The sequence below is a fragment of the Paenibacillus sp. FSL R7-0198 genome (assembly GCF_038000415.1).
Classification (GTDB): domain Bacteria; phylum Bacillota; class Bacilli; order Paenibacillales; family Paenibacillaceae; genus Paenibacillus.
Genome location: NZ_JBBOCB010000001.1, coordinates 59,601 through 80,444, shown reverse-complemented (window position 1 = coordinate 80,444; position 20,844 = coordinate 59,601). Strand labels below are relative to the sequence as shown.

The window sequence follows — 20,844 nt, the reverse complement described above, 5'->3', positions numbered from 1 at the left end:
GAATGGTGCAAATGGAACTTCTTCAACTAAAATATTTCCTGACGGTGGCCCGATGCGAACATGTTACGGAAGCTGCGGGAAAGCTTCATGTCACGCAATCCTCCCTGAGCAAAACGATACAACGATTAGAGGACGACCTTGGAGTCCCTTTATTTGATCGAATCGGGAGAAAGCTGCGACTAAACGACTTTGGAAGAACATTTCTTCAACGAACTGAAAAAGCCTTATTTGAATTGGAACAAGGAAAGCGGGAAATCGCTGACCTCTCCAACCCGGATCAGGGTACACTGCAATTGGCGGTGACTACGGCAAGCACATTGCCAGGCATACTGCGGGAATTCCGAAAAAACAAGCCGGATATTCAGTTCCATGTGCAAATGGTTTCGTTAGAAAACATGTCCAGACTTCTACATCGAGGCGAGGTGGACTTTTGTCTCTCCTCCCCTCCGATTGAAGGTGACGATATCGAATGTCAGATACTATATGACGATCCGATTGTAGTCGCTGTTCCTATGGGTCATCGATATGCAGACCGAAGCAGCATTCAATTAACTGAGCTTAAGGACGAGTGGTTTGTTGGGGTGAAGCAAGGGTATGGGGTTCGTGATATGGTAGATTCCGTATGTCAATCCGCTGGTTTTGTACCGAAGTATGTGTATGAAGGTGATGAGCCTGCAAGATTAACAGCCCTTGTTGAAGCGGAGATCGGTCTCGCGTTTATACCTAGCACAGCCAGAAACCCGCATGAGCGTATTAGATATCTTCAGGTAGAGGAACATCAACTCGTTCGGGAAATCGCTCTACTTTCGCACAAAAACAGGTATATTTCCAAAGCCGCTTTAGAGTTTCGCAGCGTGGTTATGGACTATTTCAGTGCTATGCCATGAGCATAAATTCAATCCAGAGGAGTTGTCATTGTGATATTAAAAGCAGAAAAATTTGATCATATTTCAGAGACAGAACGGCTAGTCATCCGACCATTACAGAAAGACGACTATGAAAATTGGTTCAATGAGTTTGAAAACCGCTTGCCCTCCCAACACCGCCATGATAAAGGGAAAATGGATATGAGTGAATGTACACTGGATTGGTTTCATGATCTCGTAGATCGACACCAGGAGTTAGCGCGTACTGATGCCGTTTATGTATTTGGTGTGTTTAGAAAGCATGATGGTACACATCTGGGTATGATTGATATTGCGACCTTGGCAAGAGATGATTTTCAATGGGGAAGCTTCGGATACACGATCCATAATCAGTATTGGCGAAAAGGTTATGGGAAAGAAGCAGTGAATGAAGCACTTCATATTGCATTCGAACATCTGAAGTTCCACCGCATAGAAGCCCATATCAATTTGGATAATACCCCTTCAGTAAAGTTAGCTGAAAGCGTGGGTATGGAATTTGAATGTGCACGTAAAGGTTTCATACATGAAAATGATGAGTGGACCGATCATTTGGTTTATTACAAAAATTTCAATTAATCTACTCTCACCGATAATCAAAAGAGCGAACAAAGCACTTTCGTGCGCTGTTCGCTCTTCTTCATACATCCGTTTCGATTCCTTCGCCTTACTCGCTCAAGCTATTCCAGAATGATTGGAACGCACCTTTCTCCACTTCCAGGAATACCGGAACATTACCGTAACGCACCAGACCTTCACCGAATAGAACTAGTGGGACCTGCGTTTTGTCTTCCAGCGTGAGATAGATGATCTTGCGATCCTCCTTGCCGTAGAGGTTCTCTTCCAACTCCGGGCTCGTTGCGATCGGTTTGGCAGCATTTAGCGATGAGATAAAGCTGTCCAGTGCTTCATCCACTGCTAACGGTTGAAGCTGCTGTAATCCATTATTCCAGCTATTAAACGTCTCCCATTGCGCCGAGGCGATGTTGCCTTCGAGATGAAGCTTGCCGATCAGGTCGGTACCAGTCCCAATGGTGATCCCGTTGTTCTTGTCGAATAACTGAGCATACACCTGACCATCGATCTCGGTGTAGGACATGATGCGGAAGTCCTTGTCGTAGCCATTGACCGCATAGATGTCTGCTTCGCCAATGTTGGAAGCAAGCTCCGTATATTTTTCCTGGCCGCTCAGTTCATTGATGCCACCTGTTGTAGTGCCAAGCTTCTCACCACGCAGGTTGAGTGCATTTGCGCCTTCAAGCAATGTTGGGGACTGTGTATATACGCTTCCTCCATATACAACTAGTTGCATCATATCAGCCATCGCGCCTTTGCCCTGTGAATCCGGCAACTCCATCTTCGGAATCACAATCGGCTCAAATGACGCGCCTGGAGTCACCTCTGCCACCTGAGGAGTTGGTGCGGCTGGTCCATTGAATTTTTGCCATACACTTGGCGCAGCCAATCCAATGCTGGCAGCGATAACAACACTTGCTGCAATGTATAGTGGTTTACGTTGACGTTTTGGTCCCTGATGTTGCGTGTTTAAGGATTGCTCTACCCGTTTTTTCATTTGCTCGTTTGTTTTCATGTGATCCACCGCTTTCTTGTAGTTTTGTTTGAATTGTTCTTCGTTCATTACAGTTCCTCTCCTTCCAGCTCCAGTTTTAACAGCTGTCTTCCTCGTTTTAATCTCATTTTCACTGCTGATTCGCTAATCTCCAGGATTTCGCTGATTTCTCGGATCGGATAATCTTCGTAATAATACAGATGAACCACCGATCTATACTTGACGGGCAGTGACAGCACAAGTTCGATCAGCGCGTGATCTTCAGGGTTGTCTGTTGTAAGAGGATCGACTCCCTCCAGCTTGACCTCCCGTTTGCGCCAGCCTCTGCCTAATAAGGATTTGCAATGATTGGTGATGACCCGAATCAACCATGCTTTTTGATGCTCCGCATCGTTGAACGTAGGGGCTTTTTCTATTAGTTTGATGAAGGTATCCTGAGTGGCTTCCTCCGCGTCTTCTCGTCTGCCGAGGTGCACCATGGCAATCCGGAACAGCGTATCCGCGTATGTCTCATAGACTTTCATCACATGATCGCCCAGCTGGGGCACTGATCGCTGCATGGTTGTTATGCCCTCCTTTATACCTCTAACACTCTTACGGACGGCATTTGGTCACATTTTGTTTTAGGATTTTTTTGCGTTCATTCTTTTCGTTCCAAATAAAAAAGAAAGCAACCCCGTTTAGGAGTTGCTTTCTTCATCTTCGTCTTTATTTTCATATAAAATGTATATCGTTCAACCAATTAGAAATTCTTCTGTAATAGCTCAATGTTGTCTTCCAAACTGCTGTCCAAGCTTACGCCTACCTTCTGCAGTTTGTTTTGGTAATATGCTTTTACATCTTCCCACTTATAGTATGGATAGGTCTTTGTTTCAATCGGGAAGGCGATCTCTTCTTCATTTCTAAGCATTTTCACGAGAACATCCTTACCATTGGAATACAGAATCCATTGGATATTTGCTCCCATCGGTGAGATAACCGAGCCATTCCAGTTTTGAGTTACGTCCCGCGGTTTGTCGATACTCACATTAGCTCCGGCAATATCCAGGAATGAAGATAGTGGAATAATGGTTTCTGCATGAGCAAAACGAAATACACCAGCCGTGTCTTTCTTCTGAATGGACTGGTCGGTAGACACGATCAACTCTTTGACCAGAGGTGCAATGATATTTTGCGGCAGATCCGTTGACGTTAAAGATGGACCTTTTTCATAAAAGTCATTGATATTGTCAATACTCTCGTACCATTTCAACTGATTGGTCGTAAAATACCGCCCGAATTCGAAGTCACCTTCTCCTTTAATATTCGAAGAAATGATGTAGAGTTCATATAGATTAGAAGCAGCCTCGGTTGGGTTGCTGAGCTTCACTTTTCCTTTCTCATCCTTCAATTCAAACTCTCCAGAATTCAGCCGTTGATAGAAGTCTTCAGAGAAAAATTGCAGAAGGACCTCTTTTGCATAACGCGTTCCAGTGCTCTGTGTGACATAATCTTCGTATAACTTAACCCAGTCTCCATCTTCTACATACTCGTTATACTTTGTAGCCAAGTCGTAGGGACGTAGATAGGGGTCTTTCCCTTCTTCAAAGGCTGAAACCTGAATGTCTACTTTGTTATCTCCCAAGCTTTCCTTTAACCCGTCAATAAACTGATCTCTGCTCTGCGGCGTTCGATCTTTGAAGGTTGCTTGTGCAATCACTTTTTTATCCGATGTAAATAGTTCTTTGAAATTCTGCCCAACCCTGGCCCCTATTCCTTTCAGTTCTTCTCCACCCGTAGTGGATAACAATCCATAATGATCTTTTTCAACCTTCATCAGATTGCCAATTTCCTTCTTCAGCTCTTTGCCCAGATTAGTGATCTGCCCTTCCTTTTCAGCGATGTCGAGCAGTTCAAATAACGTCTTGTCGTACTTGGAACTGGATAGATGTCTGGAACCATGTCTCCCTATGTAGTTAATAAATATGGGTTCATATCCAATAGGAGCTTTTGTATAACTTGTTTCCTTAAAAGGATATGGTGTTTTGGTACCGCGGTACCCCTGCTGATCGTTCACTTTTTGTCCAACAAATACCGATTGGGTGTTGTTATCCCAGTCTACCTCTTGCCCCAAGGCTTCCCCAATCGCTCTTGCAGGTACATAAGTGACCCCATTGTAGAGAAATGATTCGCCTTCCACCCTTTGACCGTTCACAACCACATTAGCCGATTGTTCAGAAACTTCGATCATGCGTTTGGAGCCTGCACCATAGACGTCAAACACACTTACAGACGTTAAGATGGCGAGTGATGCTACTGAAATCCCGATTTTTTTGATCATCATAATGAATAGTTTTCTCCTTATTCCGCCTGATATGGGTTTATTTTCGCTCATCATACTATAGGTGAGAAGTGTCTGCGCCGTATCCATCCTATGTTAATTCATTGTAAAAGAGTACATATAAGTATTGACGTATAATCGTATAACGACGAAAAAGAGCCGCTCCTTAGCGACTCTTGATCTGCATAACAGGCTATCTTGCTCCGAGACACATGAACAAAATAGTTATCACATGTCTCGCATTATCATAGCTCCCTATATATTTTTATATCTATCCCTGACTCCGTCGGATGACCTTCTCCAACAAACGTTTCACTGTTCAAAAAAGATAAAGCCTTGCTATCCGTAATCATTTTGGGGGAAGTACGAAATAAAGCAGTTTTCAGCGTTTTGTCGATATTTCCGTTATTTTCGATATAAATTTTGCAGGAATGACCTGTGTTGTCTGTCCCTTGGAGCATGTATCTTGCCGATAGAGTATGCGGACCACCATTCTTCCCGATAATCTGCGTATCCACTCCTCCACCCAGCACGATTCCTTCAAAGTACTTTCCGGTTACGCTGCCTGTAAAAGTAATCATGACAACCGAATCATCTTCGCTATTCTGCAAATCAAAAGATTTCTCAATGTTGACATGTACCGTAAACAATTCCTCTAATTTCACGTGTTCCCACCTCCATATGGATTCAATTATAACTCTACTCACTAAAAAAAAGATTTACATATTTCCTTTAAATCATTTAAAATAGTTTACACAATGTAAAGGTTAACAAGTTGTAAATGAAGGGGTTAATGACGTACATGAGTACATTACCAAAATCAGTTCGCTTTCCACTGTTCATTCTGATGTTAAATCTGTTTATCGCTTTATTGGGGCAAGGGATGCTCATCCCCATATTGCCGGAGTATTTGAAGCTTTTTCATGCGGGAGGCACAGTAGCAGGATTTTTAGTTGCAGCCTTTGGTGCCGCTCAATTCTTCTTTTCACCTCTCGGGGGACAACTGTCTGATCGATTTGGACGCAAAAAGTTGATCATCGCCGGTATGTTTCTGTCTGTCATTTCAGATATCATATTTGCGTTGTCGACGTCATTGCCGTTCCTCTATGTCGCACGATTTATCGGTGGAATCAGTCTTGGTTTAATGGTTCCTGCCAACCTCGCATATGTCGCCGATATTACAACGCCAGAGACACGTGCAAAAGGCATGGGCTATTTCGGCGCAGCTATGAACTTGGGGATGGTTCTGGGACCTGGTCTGGGCGGTCTCATCGCCGAGATGGGCATTCGCATGCCCTATTTCTTCGCAGCGGGGCTGGGACTGATTGCGGCCCTGATGACGCTGCTATTGCCTGAGACACTTCCCCCCGAGAAAAGAACGGTCTCCATCCGTCTTCAAAAAGGAGATCACCTGGGCAAGAAAATCTGGAGTTCATTTAAAGTCCCCTATTTTAAATACTTGATTGTGTTGCTTGTCATGACCTTTGGCCTCATGAGTTATGAGACGGTATTTGCTCTTTTTGCAGAGCAAAAATACGGATTCGACGCTGCGACAATCTCCATCATTATTACCTTGGGCGCGATTATCGGTATCGTTGTGCAGATCTGGCTTTTGGATTGGTTCGTACAGAGAATCGGTGAAGTTAAGTTGATCCGTCTATCTTTAATAATCACACCCATAGCTTTATTGTTAATGTTAATTAAGGTCAACCTAGTCTTTCTGCTGTTCGCTTCTGCCTTATTCTTTGCCTTTAATTCGTTTTTGCGGCCTTCGGTCAGCACGCTAATATCCAAAAATGCAGGAGATCGGCAAGGTTATGCATCCGGTCTGAATACTACATTTTCCAGTCTCGGAACGGTGATTGGCCCGCTGATCGCAGGACTATTGTTTGACAAAAACATAAACTTCCCGTATATTTTTGGTGCAATTATGCTACTCGCTTCTCTCGGACTGACCTTGAACGCATTTCGTTCGAAGAAAGGACAATTGTATACAAGTGAATGAAAACTGGCACCAACAATTGGGAAATAAACATCGTGATGATTTGATTGCAGCAGGTAAAGAGCTTTTTTTGAAATATGGATTGCTCCAGGTGAAGATTAAGGACGTATGTACGAAAGCTGAACTTAGTAGAGTGACCTTTTATAAACATTTTCAGTCTATGGATGAGCTTCTTCTAGCCATTCAGATGCAACTGATCGAACACTTAACGGATGAGATTAGCCGTGCATCAACGAAGGACTTGAATGGACGAGAACAACTCACGTTTATGTTGAATGCATGGGTTGTTTATGCCGAGAATCATCCAGACTACATCCGGTTTATTCAATTATTTGATATCAACTATGAGATGTATGATTTTAGTCCTGAATTAAGAGAAGAGTATGATAAGTTCAACCAGAACGGGAAAGAAAAACATTTCCTGATGGACGCTTTATCCCAAGGCGTTGTTGACGGGAGTATTAAGAATCCATCCCCTCCGTTGGAACTGGCTCAGTTTATCTTCACAACGATGATGGGCATGCTCCAACGCATGGTAACTATTCGTGCTGCTCAGGATAATTCATTGGATATGCGGATGACGGAGCAATTTGTGAAGATGCTGCTTCATTTTGTTTGTAGCGAGGAAATACCCGATTGATGGTATGGTAGATGGATCGGTGAAACAAAAGTTTGAAATAAAAAACGGATTCCGTATGCTGGAATCCGTTTTTTTTGCTTCATTAATTAAGCGTTAATCCGTTAGTACGGGCAACTGTCCTACAGCTTTCAGTTGACCAAGCAATACTTTGATCCCGGCAGACGTATTTGGTTCCTGCTTCCCATATACAGCAATCCCTGAGCGCACGTTCTGCAAATAGATCATCTCGTATGGGTTACCCAGTGACAATAGCGTGTATCGCTGATTACTCTTGTTCATCGCATTAATCAAGGTTTGATAATCACTCCAACCGAACTGGCTGGCCAAGTTGCGGAATTGGTAAGAAGCAAGAATGACATAATTCGCCTTGCCAATCGCTTGAAGTGTTTCATTCATTTTGTCTTGTCCAATAATCGATATTTCAGTCTTTAATGACAGGTTATTAGCGGCTTGCAACAGTTGCTTCTGAAGCTGTTTCGCCTGTTCCTGCTCGGCTGCGACAATAACTACCCGGTCGCCTTGCTGAATTGGATCAGGAAGCACACCTTCGCGGCTGCTGAGTACGGTGACCGCTCGCTCTGCGATGTTCTGCTCCACCGCTCGATGCTCCTTTGATCCAATAATACCGTTAAGCTGAGTTAGCTTTTGCGTAAGAGTTTGGCTGTGTTCAAATAAACCATATTTCGCTTTCATCTCCAAGATTCGTTTCACGGATGCATGTATGGTTTCATCCTTGATCGTTCCATTGTTCACTGCGTTCACCAGTGTTTGATGGGCCGTTACTGAATCTTTTGGCATAAGGATGATATCAACACCTGCGGAAACGGCGCGTTCCACCGATTGATTCTCCCCAAAATGCTCCGCAATTGCATTCATGGTAAAGGCATCCGACACGATGAGTCCTTCATATCCCAGCTCTCCGCGAAGAAGCCCTGTCAGTACCTTTTTCGATAAGGTGGCAGGAATCGGTACACTTTCACCGTCTTTGAGCGAAGTGACATGTTCGTTGTCTATGGCAGGAAAAGCAATATGTGCGGTCATAATCATCTCTACACCATTTTTGATTGCAGCCCGAAACGGTTTTAATTCGACCGCATCAAGCCGTTCTCGGTTATGGGCAAGCACAGGCATACCAAGATGGGAATCTACCGTTGTATCTCCATGTCCCGGAAAATGCTTCACTGCCGCCATGACCCCTGATTGCTGTAGCCCTTTTATCGTTGCCAGACCAAGCCGTGTCACCAAATCCGCATCCGAGCTAAACGACCGTATACCAATGATGGGGTTATCTGGATTGCTGTTGATGTCCAGCACTGGCGCAAAATTAATCTGTATTCCCAATGCCTTCAGTTCCTCCCCAGTCAGCTGACCGGCTGCTTCGGCTAGTGTTGCATCTCCAGTTGCGCCAAGCGCCATTTGACCTGGCAGGTTCGTACCGCCTGGTATTCGCTTAATAACGCCTCCTTCTTGGTCGATGCTAAGAAATAGAGGAATGTCACCTGCTTCTCTTTGTATATCATGTGTGAACGTTGTAAGCTGCGTCACGTCTGCAATATTTTTGTCAAATAGAATGAGTCCGCCCAAGTCCTGATCATGGATCGTGCGCTTCAGCCCCTCATTAACGGTCGTTGTCGCTTTATTATTCCATTGCCTAATGTCGGGCATAAGCATCTGACCAACTTGCTCACTTACCGTCATATAGGATATCAGCTTGTCCCAATCTTGTGTCCGAATGGCCGCTTCACGTTCGAAGCGAATTACTCTCGCCATAAATACGGCATATTCAGCGCGCGTGACAGCTTGATTCGGACGGAAAGTGGCATCCGAATAACCGCCGACCAAGCCGTTTGAACTCATAATAAGAATCGGGGCTGCTGCCCAATGCATGTTCGTATCTGTCCATTTTGCGGGGTTCTTACCTTCCGCGAGTGCATATGCCCGTGTAAGGAAGGCCGCAGTCTCTGCGCGGCTAAGCGGTGCGTCCGGACGGAAAGTTCCGTTAGGAAAACCGCTCGCAAGTCCATTTTTAGCAGCTATCATGATTTCTCGATGGAAAGGGTGTGTAGCAGGAACATCTGAATAAGTTGTGCCTTCCACTGCTCTTTGAAGCTGATCTGGATAAAGCTCGCGCACCATAAAAGTGACGGCTTGTGCCCTTGTCACAAGTGCCTTAGGCTTGAAAATGCCATTGCCATATCCGGCTACTGTTCCCCGTTTCGCCATATACGTCATGCCATCTTCTGCCCACTTTGAATGTTTGAGATCAACAAACGTTTCTTCCGCAGCTGCCGTCCCCACCCCTATAAGCATAGAGCCGACAACGGCACCAATCATCGTCATCCATTTTACATGCATTTGTTTCACTCCTGTTGTATTCTATGGATGAATAGACGCTACTACGGTATAGTTTGTTGCGTTTTCATTAATTCAATGAAGTTGTATGCAAGTCATGACTATCCCTTCACGCCACCAATCGTCATGCCCTGAACAAAGTATTTCTGTAAGAACGGATACACCATCAGAATAGGAACACTTGCAATAATGGTCATGGTCGCTCGAATCGAGGTTGGTGTGACCGCTGTTGCATTACTTTCGGCAGATTGATAAGCATCACTTGCTGATGAAGTCGCTGAGGTCGTTGAAGTTTGCAGAATCTTCATCAATTCGTATTGCAACGTGCTTAATTCTTTATTTGAAGAATTGTACAGGAATACATCGAACCAGGAGTTCCATTGTCCCACAGCTACAAAGAGTGATACGGTTGCCATTGCGGGAATCGTTAGCGGCAGGACAACGCGGATAAATGTCGTGAACTCCCCTGCCCCGTCAATACGGGCTGACTCCAGAATGCCTTCAGGAAGACCTTCAATAAAAGAACGGATGACAATCATATTGAAGACTCCAATTACACCCGGAATGATATATACCCAGAAGGAACCGATCAATCCAAGGTCTCGAATCAGCAGATAACCGGGGATCAACCCCCCGCTGAAGTACATCGTGAATACAAAAAACATCGTAACAAACTTGCGAAGCACAAATTCCTGACGACTAACCGTATACGCAAGCATGGCTGTACAGAAGACGGACACCACGGTTCCAATGACCGTTCGCAGGGCCGAGATCAGAGTTGCGTGATAGATATCGGATTCGCCAAAAATGTATTTGTAGTTGTCCAGTGTCCATACACGAGGCCATAGATATATTCCACCCCGAATGGCATCATTTGCATTATTGAAGGATACGGCAATCATATTAACAAAGGGATAGATTGTCACAATCATCAGACATACCATGAAGATAATGTTAATGGTATCAAACGCTCGATCCCCGGTGCTGCTATTCCGCAAGCGGGATGTGTTTCCTTTTCGCATGGCATAGGCCTCCTTTTAGAATAGTCTGCTCTCTCCCATTTTTTTCGCTATATAGTTCGCGGAGAAAAGGAAGATAAAGCTGACCACAGTTTTGAATATGCCTGCTGCTGTACCTAAGGAAAAGTTCCCCATCCCTAATCCATATTTCAGTACAAAGATGTCCAGATTCTCCGAATAGTCCATATTCATCCCGTTACCCAGCAGATATTGTGGTTCGAATCCGGATTCCAGAATACTTCCCATGTTCATGATCAACAAGATCACAATAACCGGCTTCAAGCCAGGCAGCGTGATATATAACATCCGTTTGAAGCGACTGGCTCCATCAATCTCGGCAGCCTCATATTGCGCCGGATCAATCGCCGTAATTGCTGCCAGATAGATAATGGTGTTCCAACCGACATCTTTCCAGACCTCAGTTGCCCCCAGAATCCCCCAGAAGTACTCTCCTTTCCCCATCCATAACACCGGGCTGTCAATCAGGTGAAGCTTCATCAGCAGCAGATTAATGATTCCGTCTGGTGACAGGACTGTTAATACAATGCTGGAAGCAACAACCCAGGAAATAAAGTGAGGCAGATAACTGACAGTTTGCACAAAGCGTTTAAATATGACATTTTTCAGCTCATTTAATAAAAGGGCCAGTGTAATTGCTGTCACAAATCCCAACACCAGTTTAATGGAACTCATAACAAGCGTATTTCGCAGCACCCGGTAGAAGGTACTATCTTCAAATAACGTACTAAAATGTTGCCAGCCTACCCACTGCTGATCCGAGAAGGACCTCGCCGGTTTGAAATTCTGAAAAGCCATGGTCCATCCCCATAACGGCAGGTACTTGAAGATAAACGCCCAGATGACAAAAGGAATACACATCCAGGCAAGTGTTCGTTGCTGCACAAGTCGCTTAAAGAAGGAGTGTGCTCTGGTTCCCTTCGGACTCGAGGCTGGAGGCATCGAGTTAAGGGAGACATTTGGTTTCTCCACGGTGAACCTGCTCCTTTCCTATGCTGTTAATCATGCGAGGAGAAGCCGGAGTTTATGCTCTGTCATCTTCTCCTACGCATGTAACAGTTTGTTTTAAAGTGTTTGTATTACCATTTTCCTGCTACACGATCCTTCACAACTTTGGTAATGGTCGCTTCATAACCAGCTTTGTCCAATTTGTTCAATTCAGCCATGTAGGCATCCCACAGCTTATCAAAATTCGATGGTGCTCCCAAGATCATTTCCGGTAAGTATTTACGTTGCAGATCATCCGATTTGGTAGTGAAGATCTGTTCAGGTGATCCTTGCTCCAATGCGATGGACCATGCGGGGAACCATGGCCGCTCTTCCGGTTTATTAAATAATTCACTAAAGGTTTGGATACCGTAGGCTTCAAGGAATTTCTTGTCTCCCTCGGTGTAAGATGCAGCGGCCACTTCCGGCTGGTTGCCAGGGCTATAAGCGTTACCATCGGTTAGTGTAGATTCACCGCCATATTTCGGCCAGTCTGTCCCAAAGTAGGTGAACCCGAATTTACGGCTGAGCTCCAGATCATCATGAGCCTTGCGTTGATCTTCATTTGCATAATAGAATCGGCCCTTTTCATCCACACTGTACGTTTCGTCCTTGATTCCCCATTGCACCAGAACCTGATTCTCTTCCTTCAGCAAATTATCAAAATATTTGATGATACGAACAGGGTCTTTGGCATTCACCGAGATACCTGTTGCATAGTTGTTGACAAAGCCGGGAGGATCCACATACTGATCCTTGATTCCTTCATCAAACACAATCGGAAGTGGAGCGTAGCGCTTCTCATCAATGCCTGCCGAGAGCAGGTTTTTCGACGCGTCTCCAATTTGCCAGCCATAATTGAAGTATCCCAGCACACGTCCCGAAGTCAGCTTGGCCAAATACTGATCTTTGTTCATCGTGAAGGATTCCGGATCAAGCATGCCTTGAGCATTGATCTCATTTAACTTCTGAATCCATTTTTTCTGAGCATCTGTTCCGGCGACGACTTTTGCTTCATGGGTAGTCATGTCCACCATAACACTGCCATCGTTCGGATAACCGGCGAGATGCATCGCTGGATTTTGCAAAGTGAAGAAGTTATTGGCCACGCCCGCAAGTGACACAAATCCGATTGTGTCTGCACCGTCGACAGTTGGATGTTTTTCCTTGTAATCCTGAATCAGATCAAAATATTCATCCAGTGTAGTGATCTTGGGATAATCAAACTCTTTGAGCACAGATCGTTGAATCCAGAAAGCTCCCCCGCCCACATTGGGACTACCTGAATACTCACCCTGATTAGCCGTATAAGGCAGCGCATAGATTTTTCCGTCTTCGGCATTTTTCATTTTATCGAAATATGGTCCATACACCCTTTTGATATTAGGGCCGTATTCCTCAATCAGATCATCCAGCGGAATATAGGCACCGGCATCCAGTAACTTGGACATCTCACCACTGGAGCTAATGACATCAGGATAGTCTCCACTGGCAATCATGACACCGGCTTTTGTAGCACTATCACCTACCAGATATTCCATCTTCCAGTCCACACCCGTCTGCTCTTGCAACGCTTTACCGATGGTTGTTTCGCTTGCCAGAACATCCTTCTTGCCTGGAGAGAACATGTAATACGAAAACGTGACTGGACTGTTCTCATCATCACCTGTGGTTGAAGGCGCTGATGACGAACTGTTCTGACTGCACCCAGCCAGCAAAGCTGTTAGTAATACAGCTAAACCCGCTGTTCTAAATTTTGGTTTTAACATGTGAATATTCCCCCGTTCCGTGTTTTCTCTAATGGATTACACTCACCATTTGCCAGCTACACGATCCTTAACTGCCTGTGTTATCGTAGCTTCGTATGTTTTCTTATCCAGTTGATTCAATTGACTCATATATTCATTCCATGTGTTCTCGAAAGTGGAAGGCGAATCCATAATCATTTTGGGTAAATATTTCTTCTGGAGGTCTTCTGCCTTGGTGATAAAAATCTGTTCAGGAGAGCCCTGCTCTAATGCAATGGACCAAGCAGGAGACCAAGGACGCTCATCCGGTGTGCTGAATAGTTGTGTGAATGTCTCCACACCATATTTCTCTAACAACAGCTTGTCACCATCCGTATAACTAAAGGTAGCCACCTCTGGTTGATTGCCTGGTCCATAGGCGTTGCCATCCTCCAGTACGGAGTTATTCCCGTAACGCGGCCAGCTGTAATTAAAATAGTCAAAGCCGAACTTACGACTTAATTCCGGATCTTCATGTGCCTTGCGTTGGTCATCATTTTCAAAGTAAAAGCGGCCCTCATCATTCACACTATACGTCTCGTTCTCAACACCCCATTGAACCAGAATCTGGTTTTCTTCCTTGAGCAAATTATCAAAATATTTAATAATTCGCACGGGATCTTTGGCATTTACGGTAATTCCGACACCATAGTTGTTCACAAAGCCTGGCGGGTCCACATACTGGTCTTTGATGTTGTCATCAAATACGATCGGTAGAGATACATAACGTTTATCATCAATACCAGCCTTCTTGAGGTTGTTCGTTGCGTCTCCAACCTGCCAGGAGTAACTGAAATATCCCAGCACCCGACCGGACGTCAACTTGGCGAGATACTGATCCTGATTCATTGTGAAGGATTCGGGATCAAACATCCCCTGTGCGTTAACCTCGCTCAGCTTCTGAATCCATTGTTTCTGATAATCAGATCCGGCTACCAGTTTGGCTTCATGGCTCTGCATATCCACCATCACACTACCATCGTTTGGATAACCTGCCAGATGCATGGCCGGATTTAGCAGGGTGAAGAAGCTGCCCGATTCACCTGCAAGTGTGGCGAAGCCGATGGTTTCTTTTCCATCGATCTGCGGATGCTTTTGCTTGTACTGCTCAATCAAGTCAAAATATTCGTCCAGCGTTTTGATCTTGGGGTAGTTAAACTCTTTTAGCACAGCCCGCTGAATATAGAAGCCGGTCTGGAAGTTTGGCTCAGACACGTAACCAATGTTGGCAGTGTATGGCAAGAAATATATCTTTCCATCTTCCTGTCTGAATTTGTCCATATATGGCCCGTATACTCGTTTGATGTTAGGCCCGTATTGATCGATTAGTTCATCCAGCGGGATAAAAGATCCTGCATCCATCAACTTGGCCATTTCACCACTGGAGTCGATGATGTCGGGGTAATCCCCACTCGCAATCATTACACCTGCCTTGGTTGCACCGTCGCCGACCAGATATTCCATCTTCCAGTCAACACCTGTTTGTTCCTGTAGCTTCTTGCCAATGGTCGTGCTGCTTGCCAGAATGTCCTTCTTGCCACCGCCAAACGTAAAATATTTAAAGGTGACCGGGGTGTTGTCATTACTGTCAGGATAAGAGGCTTCCGGGCTGGCTTTATTACAACCTGCCAGGGTTACAGCCAATAAAATGGCCAGACCTGTTATCATGTTTTTTTTTCTAAACATGTAGCAAATGCCCCCTTAAAGTATTGTTTGTGTCTTTAAGCCTTCTCAATATATCAAGATAGCGCTTTCAAAGTTACCCATGAAAGTGTACCTCCTACTTTGAAAAGTATATCCCTCGTAATTAGTCATCTGGCATGGCTGATGGATCAAGTGGAAGCTTAATTTGGATACGCGTACCTTCTCCTTCCCATGTCTGGATGTCGAATGAAAAGTGATTCTTATAACAAAGTTTTAAGCGACTATATGCATTTTTCATGCCAACGTGCTCTCCCATATCGGTGTTCTGATCCAGGTAACTTAACAACTCTTCCAATTTTGCTTGTGACATCCCTATACCGTTATCCGTTAGTCTGATATGGAGCTGGTCATTTTCCATTGAAACGAAGAGTTGAATGATGCCTACACCCGGAGATGACTCAATTCCATGAATACTTGCATTCTCAACAAAGGGGAGGATAACCATCTTGGGGATTCGGTACATCAGTACCGCAGGATCTGCCTCAATGGTATATTGGAGTTTTTCTCCAAAGCGGTATTTCTGAATTTGCAAAAAACTCTCGATGAGTTCCAATTCTTCTTGTACTGTCACATCATTCTGATTCCAACTAATCGACTTGCGAAACATCTTGGCCATGTTATGCACGATTTTGGCAGTCTCTTTCTCGCCTTTGATGAGGCTCCGCATACGCACCGACTCAAGGGTATTAAACAAAAAATGAGGGTTGATCTGACTATGAAGTGCATGAAGCTGCGCTTGCTGCTGCTTTAACTCCAGGTCTTTCTTTTGGATGTCAGCGAGATAAACCTCATGAATCAGGTTATGGATCGTCTCGGTCATTCGATTAAATTCCATCGTGAGTTGACCTATTTCATCTCTTGCATCTTCAGGCGGAATCGTCTGGAAATTTTGTGTTTTTACTTTTTTCATATGTTTCAGAATACGCACCAGCCTGACATGGATGGATCTGGACATAGCCGCGATGATAATAGAAGGCAGGACAAAATTAATGCAAGCCAGCCATACGACGAAGGAACGGGACTTTCGCACCTCCTTCAACACAATTTCTTCATCCATCACTCCTTGCAGGGACCACCCTTCCAGATAGTTAATGCCTGTATACGTAAGTTCAAAGGGAATCATTTTGTTCGGAAACTGGATCTCGCTGTAACGTTTCCCTATCTGAGCTTCTGCTGTAGGATCATTTGAAAATTGGATGTGTCCTCCCGGATCAAGAAGATACACTTTTCCATCAAATCCGCTGTTGTGAAAATACTGCTTGATCATATCCATATTCAGGTCAATTTTAAGTAACTGCTCTCTCCCCCCTGTGTCCAGATTGTCCAGCCTTTGAACCAGACTTAACATCTGATCCGATGAGATCAGTGCTGGATAAGGGGCGGTGTATGCCTGAAATTGAACGTACCAGTTAGAGCTTCGGACCACGTCAGTTAAACGATCAATATAACCGGAAGATAGAATGGTAGAATTATCGGTATACACTTGATACCAGCGAATTCCCTGATTCAATTGACCGGAGAATTGCCCTTTTAGATAGGAATTATAAGCGTCAATGTACTCAAAATGACTTTGAAATGAACGGGAGATGGTGTCATTGAATACAGGGTCAGTATATAACGAATAAGAGAGGCCGACACCCTGATCAATGGTTACCCGCAGGTCGTTCTTCAGATTGTTCAAGGCCATGCCGGCATCACGAGTTTTCTGACTGCGAATATTGGCGGATGTGACATTGTAGAACACCACATTAGTAACAACGATGGGAATAAACACAGATAAGACATACATGAGCAGTAACTTATCTCGAAGCTTCATGTAATTCAGGTTCCATCTTGGCATTGTGCACCTCGCTCCTCATTTGCCATAAGGAGATTGCGATACTCTGTAGGCGATAACTTAACCAATTTCTCAAACTGGGTTACAAAATAATCCGCATTCTGAAATCCTACACGTGCAGCGACCTCGTACATTCTCAGATCCGTCTGGCGCAATAACTTCTTCGCCTCATGAATCCGCAGGTTCAGCAGATAGTCATTGAAGTATTGATTGTAGCTTTTGCGGAATAACCGCCCAAGATAAACGGGATTCATGTAGAAGAGCGCAGCAATGCTTTTGAGATTGATGTTCTCGGTATAATTGGCATCAATATATCGTTTGATCTTGCTGATATCCCCTTTGGATTGCTCCATCCGCAAATGAGAGACATATTCCTCGGCTTCCTCCAGCGCGATGAGAAAAGCATTCTTCAATAGTCGTAAATTCCAACTTTCATGACTTTGTTGTGCCAACTCCTTCAGCTGCTGCAACCCTTCATCATTTCCACCCATTTCGTGGACCACAGCGAGAATACCCGTTATACAACGCAATAAAGAACCCGATACAGCCTGAGGAGAAAATCGATTCATATGGAACCGTTTGAATTTCTCTTCTACAATGTTGTGGTAAGCAGGCCTATTACCCTCTTCCAGGCTCAAAATTAATTGATCCACCTCGTCCTGGTATACATTGAAAACAAACAGCGGTTTGTCTTTGATCTCCGTATAACGCACGATACCACCAGTTTCAGCATATTTATGCTTGCCTGCTTCTTCAGCCGCCATAAGGGATTTCGGGACATCGCCAATTTCTTTGACGAGCGTTCCTACGTAAAGGCCGATGTCCAGATTGAGCTTTTTGCTCAGTGTTATATGAATACTATGCAGCTTATCCTGTAACGCCGAGCCTCCTTGATCGTGTTGAGGCCACAACAGTAATAAAGCAAACATGCCGCGTTGTTGCTCACTGATGAACATTTTGCATATATTACTTTCCAGAGCATGTACTGCTTCACGTAGCTGTTCGATGGTGATTTTAATTTCGTCTAATCCTGTCTGAAGTTCAATCAACGTCATAAGCAGACTGGAGCTACGATTGATCCCGAGCATCTCGGCATATCGATGTTCATCCTCCTTCTGTACATGGCCTTTGATCATATCCTCCAGCATGATGTTACTGGCTTGTCCCTCACCCAAGAGGATATGTTTTCTTTTATTGCAAATGAGTTTAGCTGACTTCTGCAACGTCGCTGTCAGTTCTTCATCATCAATAGGCTTCAGGATATAGTCATGAACACCGTACCGGATTGCCTGCTGTGCATATTTGAAGTCATGATAACCACTAATGATAATGAACACAGGTTCCAGATGTGGCATTTTCTCTACGGCACGTATAAGTTCCAGTCCATCCAGGATTGGCATACGGATATCTGTTATAATCACGTCTGGTTGCAGGCGTTCAATCAGATTCAGTGCTTCTACACCATTCTCTGCCTCTCCGATGATCTCCATATCCAGTTCAATCCAGCTTATGAGTTCATACAGCCCTTTTCGTACATACATCTCGTCATCTACCAGTAGTACTGTTAACATCCGTTTGTCCCCTTTCCTCCAACAAAAATAAACCGCCGGTAGCATGTTCTCTCTATCGGCGGAATCTAACATGGTGACTGTTGTAGTTATTGCAACATAAATTCATTCATGGCGTGCATAATCCCAATAGTCGCCAACGAGGCCTTCGATGATCGAGCCACTGGCCCATGGCATCAGGCAAAACCAGGTGCTGGCTGGCGTACCATCCGCATATTTTTCAGTGACCAGTCCTTCCGAATGACAGAAGCGTTCAGACATCCACCCTTTTTTGCCATAGCCGAATTCTTGATCATAGCGATTATAGGTCTGACACCCCCACCCGATGGTATCCATCATACGTTGACGCACATAATTCTCTTCCCTGTGTCCAACGTAATACAACAACTCATCCACTAGATTGCTGGACATGGGATGAATATGGGGATTAGCTACTGAAGTGACACTTCCCCCGGAACTGGACCAGCCTAATGTACTGAGCGGCGGAATCTTAACAGGTGAGTTGTAACAAAATTTGAAGCTGAATTCATAACTGATCGCATCTCTCATGTGATCTAGATACAGCTCGTCACCAGTCAACGCGTGTAGAAACCGAACAGCTTTGATGTAAGCCAGAATACCTTCCGAATCAACAGCCTTGTCCGCATCCAGTGGAGCGCCGTAACATTCCATGTGTTGAACATAGGTGTTGTAATAGTGGGCTTCACTTCGTCTGAGCTCTTCCAGAGAAGATTCATCATGGGTTAACCAACAGTAATATGCCTTGGCAGCAAGACACCAGACCCCACTAAAGGCATCATATTCAAGACCTGCTCCTGTCCGCTCTGACAAAATGGTGGGATATTCTCCATCCGTATTCTTTGTGCACTCCAGACGATCAAGCACTTGCTTGACGTAACCCAGCCAATCATCGTGTCTCACATTTCGAATACGCTTCTCATAATCGTAGCTTTTCAGAATGTAGAACATCGCTTGAGCTACAAGATAAGAGGAATGTCCTGGGGTACGCATGCCGTCGAACCACCAGCCTTTAACACTCCATATCCCATCCTGATAGGCATCGTATGGAAGTCCGGATTCGGGATTCATGGCATTCTCGATAATATTGGTAATACAGGATAACGCCTGCTGTCGCATGGGCTCATTATTCAGGCGCAGTGCGGCCATAAGCATTGGTGCAGCTATGGTCATACCATTTGTCCAACTGATTGAGATAATTTTGTTGTATCGGTAGCCACCAGTTTCAGCAGCATCTTCATATACAAATGTGGAGTAATGACGATCCTCCGGAAGCCAGGCATATTCATAGATGGCATTGGACAAATCCGTTACCGTTGTCTGAATGTCACTTCCTTCTCTTGGTTTTTCGTGATACCTCCTATAGATTGTTTCCAGTGCAGGATTGATACCCAGTTCTGATTCAGACTCGTAGTTATATAGTTCAAGTGTGAGCCCAACCGATTCACCTGCCGCAAGTTCAAAACAGTTTTCTCCAAGGGCAGCTCGCTCATGGACAAGTCTGGATTTGATAAATAACAACGGAGCATTCTCATATCCCAGCGTATATCCGACCGTACCCTTATCAATAGAACATGTGAATCCCCCATATTGCACGAACGTTCCTTCCATTCCTGGATACCATTGCTGCTTCTGGTTTCCTGTTTTGATCCAGTAGGGACTTGCGCTTAGACCAACAATCCGACCTTCATCATAGATAAGTGCAGCTGGATGAGACAGACGATCGCTTCGGACCATCCACCAGGGTGATGAAGGGCGAGAGGGACTGCCCTCCCTTAGTCTGGGGAACTCATTTGGGACATTCTGGGGTGCTTCGCCCCGGTTGCGACCATACATAAATGCAGGCAAAAAAAACCTCGGATTCTGTTTATCCAACGGCATTTCCACATGAATAACCCCTGTCCAGGCATTCTGGCCCTCGTTGTAAATCTGAATGTCGGCTTGCCATGGAGCTTCTGCACTACCGTTTCCACTTATTACTTTTACGTCAGCTTTGAGAGCATGCTTGTCCAATGCCGTGTACTCTACGTTGTCCTGCCCTCTACTTCGTGCCGTGAAAATCAGATCCATTTTTTCCTCCAATCGCGTTGTACACACTTGAGTGTAAACGCTTGCAA

Annotated in this window: 16 protein-coding genes; 4 read left to right on the top strand and 12 right to left on the bottom strand. The window is 44.7% G+C overall.

Annotation, left to right across the window (positions count from 1 at the left end; all coding sequences use genetic code 11):
* Nucleotides 1-11 precede the first annotated feature (11 nt).
* A complete protein-coding gene (locus MKY87_RS00305; protein WP_340967353.1) occupies nt 12-887 on the top strand; it encodes a LysR family transcriptional regulator in 876 nt (291 codons plus the stop codon).
* 30 nt (nt 888-917) lie between these two features.
* On the top strand, nt 918-1,484 hold the full coding sequence (locus MKY87_RS00300) for a GNAT family N-acetyltransferase (protein ID WP_340962448.1): 567 nt from the start codon (nt 918-920) through the stop codon (nt 1,482-1,484).
* A gap of 88 nt (nt 1,485-1,572) precedes the next feature.
* On the opposite strand, the gene MKY87_RS00295 is transcribed toward MKY87_RS00300, so the two are convergent.
* From MKY87_RS00295 to MKY87_RS00280, 4 genes are all read right to left on the bottom strand, one after another.
* On the bottom strand, nt 1,573-2,544 hold the full coding sequence (locus tag MKY87_RS00295) for a hypothetical protein (protein WP_340962447.1): 972 nt from the start codon (nt 2,542-2,544) through the stop codon (nt 1,573-1,575).
* Nucleotides 2,544-3,035 carry an RNA polymerase sigma factor gene (locus tag MKY87_RS00290; protein WP_036615805.1) on the bottom strand — a complete coding sequence of 164 codons (492 nt, stop codon included), beginning with the start codon at nt 3,033-3,035 and terminating at the stop codon, nt 2,544-2,546. Before MKY87_RS00290 ends, MKY87_RS00295 begins: the two co-directional genes overlap by 1 nt.
* 182 nt (nt 3,036-3,217) lie before the next feature.
* The gene (locus MKY87_RS00285) at nt 3,218-4,798 is read right to left on the bottom strand and encodes a histidine-type phosphatase (RefSeq protein WP_340962446.1); all 1,581 of its coding nucleotides are present in this window, start codon (nt 4,796-4,798) and stop codon (nt 3,218-3,220) included.
* 242 nt (nt 4,799-5,040) lie between these two features.
* Entirely contained in the window at nt 5,041-5,460 is a 420-nt protein-coding gene (locus MKY87_RS00280; RefSeq protein WP_340962445.1) for a DUF3237 domain-containing protein, read from the bottom strand.
* Between the two features lie 137 nt (nt 5,461-5,597).
* Here MKY87_RS00280 and MKY87_RS00275 point away from each other — a divergent pair, with 137 nt between their 5' ends.
* Together MKY87_RS00275 and MKY87_RS00270 are read left to right on the top strand one after the other, a co-directional pair.
* Nucleotides 5,598-6,800, top strand: a complete 1,203-nt coding sequence (locus tag MKY87_RS00275; protein ID WP_036671164.1) for an MFS transporter — start codon at nt 5,598-5,600, stop codon at nt 6,798-6,800.
* Nucleotides 6,793-7,437: a TetR/AcrR family transcriptional regulator gene (locus MKY87_RS00270; RefSeq protein ID WP_340962443.1), complete on the top strand. Its 645-nt coding sequence runs from the start codon at nt 6,793-6,795 to the stop codon at nt 7,435-7,437. The genes MKY87_RS00275 and MKY87_RS00270 overlap by 8 nt, the downstream gene beginning before the upstream one ends.
* Nucleotides 7,438-7,530: 93 nt before the next feature.
* On the opposite strand, the gene MKY87_RS00265 is transcribed toward MKY87_RS00270, so the two are convergent.
* The 8 genes from MKY87_RS00265 to MKY87_RS00230 form a co-directional block, all read right to left on the bottom strand.
* Nucleotides 7,531-9,792, bottom strand: a complete 2,262-nt coding sequence (locus MKY87_RS00265; protein ID WP_340962442.1) for a glycoside hydrolase family 3 N-terminal domain-containing protein — start codon at nt 9,790-9,792, stop codon at nt 7,531-7,533.
* A gap of 98 nt (nt 9,793-9,890) precedes the next feature.
* A complete protein-coding gene (locus tag MKY87_RS00260; protein WP_192131601.1) occupies nt 9,891-10,811 on the bottom strand; it encodes a carbohydrate ABC transporter permease in 921 nt (306 codons plus the stop codon).
* A 15-nt stretch (nt 10,812-10,826) separates the two neighbouring features.
* Nucleotides 10,827-11,768: an ABC transporter permease gene (locus tag MKY87_RS00255; protein WP_340967352.1), complete on the bottom strand. Its 942-nt coding sequence runs from the start codon at nt 11,766-11,768 to the stop codon at nt 10,827-10,829.
* A gap of 137 nt (nt 11,769-11,905) precedes the next feature.
* On the bottom strand, nt 11,906-13,582 hold the full coding sequence (locus MKY87_RS00250; RefSeq protein WP_340962440.1) for an ABC transporter substrate-binding protein: 1,677 nt from the start codon (nt 13,580-13,582) through the stop codon (nt 11,906-11,908).
* Between the two features lie 42 nt (nt 13,583-13,624).
* Nucleotides 13,625-15,286 carry an ABC transporter substrate-binding protein gene (locus tag MKY87_RS00245; RefSeq protein ID WP_340962439.1) on the bottom strand — a complete coding sequence of 554 codons (1,662 nt, stop codon included), beginning with the start codon at nt 15,284-15,286 and terminating at the stop codon, nt 13,625-13,627.
* 121 nt (nt 15,287-15,407) lie between these two features.
* Nucleotides 15,408-17,120, bottom strand: coding sequence for a sensor histidine kinase (locus tag MKY87_RS00240; protein ID WP_340962438.1), 1,713 nt, complete (start codon nt 17,118-17,120; stop codon nt 15,408-15,410).
* 5 nt (nt 17,121-17,125) lie between these two features.
* Nucleotides 17,126-18,712 carry a response regulator transcription factor gene (locus MKY87_RS00235; RefSeq protein WP_340962437.1) on the bottom strand — a complete coding sequence of 529 codons (1,587 nt, stop codon included), beginning with the start codon at nt 18,710-18,712 and terminating at the stop codon, nt 17,126-17,128.
* A gap of 102 nt (nt 18,713-18,814) precedes the next feature.
* Nucleotides 18,815-20,797, bottom strand: a complete 1,983-nt coding sequence (locus MKY87_RS00230; RefSeq protein ID WP_340962435.1) for a hypothetical protein — start codon at nt 20,795-20,797, stop codon at nt 18,815-18,817.
* Between the last annotated feature and the right edge of the window lie 47 nt (nt 20,798-20,844).

Excerpts from the sequence above, each read along its gene's own strand:
- MKY87_RS00240 (WP_340962438.1), bottom strand. The coding sequence starts at position 17,120 with ATGAAGCTTCGAGATAAGTTACTGCTCATGTATGTCTTATCTGTGTTT.
- MKY87_RS00305 (WP_340967353.1), top strand. The coding sequence starts at position 12 with ATGGAACTTCTTCAACTAAAATATTTCCTGACGGTGGCCCGATGCGAA.
- MKY87_RS00245 (WP_340962439.1), bottom strand. The coding sequence starts at position 15,286 with ATGTTTAGAAAAAAAAACATGATAACAGGTCTGGCCATTTTATTGGCT.
- MKY87_RS00230 (WP_340962435.1), bottom strand. The coding sequence starts at position 20,797 with ATGGATCTGATTTTCACGGCACGAAGTAGAGGGCAGGACAACGTAGAG.
- MKY87_RS00290 (WP_036615805.1), bottom strand. The coding sequence starts at position 3,035 with ATGCAGCGATCAGTGCCCCAGCTGGGCGATCATGTGATGAAAGTCTAT.
- MKY87_RS00235 (WP_340962437.1), bottom strand. The coding sequence starts at position 18,712 with ATGTTAACAGTACTACTGGTAGATGACGAGATGTATGTACGAAAAGGG.
- MKY87_RS00250 (WP_340962440.1), bottom strand. The coding sequence starts at position 13,582 with ATGTTAAAACCAAAATTTAGAACAGCGGGTTTAGCTGTATTACTAACA.
- MKY87_RS00295 (WP_340962447.1), bottom strand. The coding sequence starts at position 2,544 with ATGAACGAAGAACAATTCAAACAAAACTACAAGAAAGCGGTGGATCAC.
- MKY87_RS00265 (WP_340962442.1), bottom strand. The coding sequence starts at position 9,792 with ATGCATGTAAAATGGATGACGATGATTGGTGCCGTTGTCGGCTCTATG.
- MKY87_RS00285 (WP_340962446.1), bottom strand. The coding sequence starts at position 4,798 with ATGATGATCAAAAAAATCGGGATTTCAGTAGCATCACTCGCCATCTTA.
- MKY87_RS00275 (WP_036671164.1), top strand. The coding sequence starts at position 5,598 with ATGAGTACATTACCAAAATCAGTTCGCTTTCCACTGTTCATTCTGATG.
- MKY87_RS00260 (WP_192131601.1), bottom strand. The coding sequence starts at position 10,811 with ATGCGAAAAGGAAACACATCCCGCTTGCGGAATAGCAGCACCGGGGAT.
- MKY87_RS00255 (WP_340967352.1), bottom strand. The coding sequence starts at position 11,768 with ATGCCTCCAGCCTCGAGTCCGAAGGGAACCAGAGCACACTCCTTCTTT.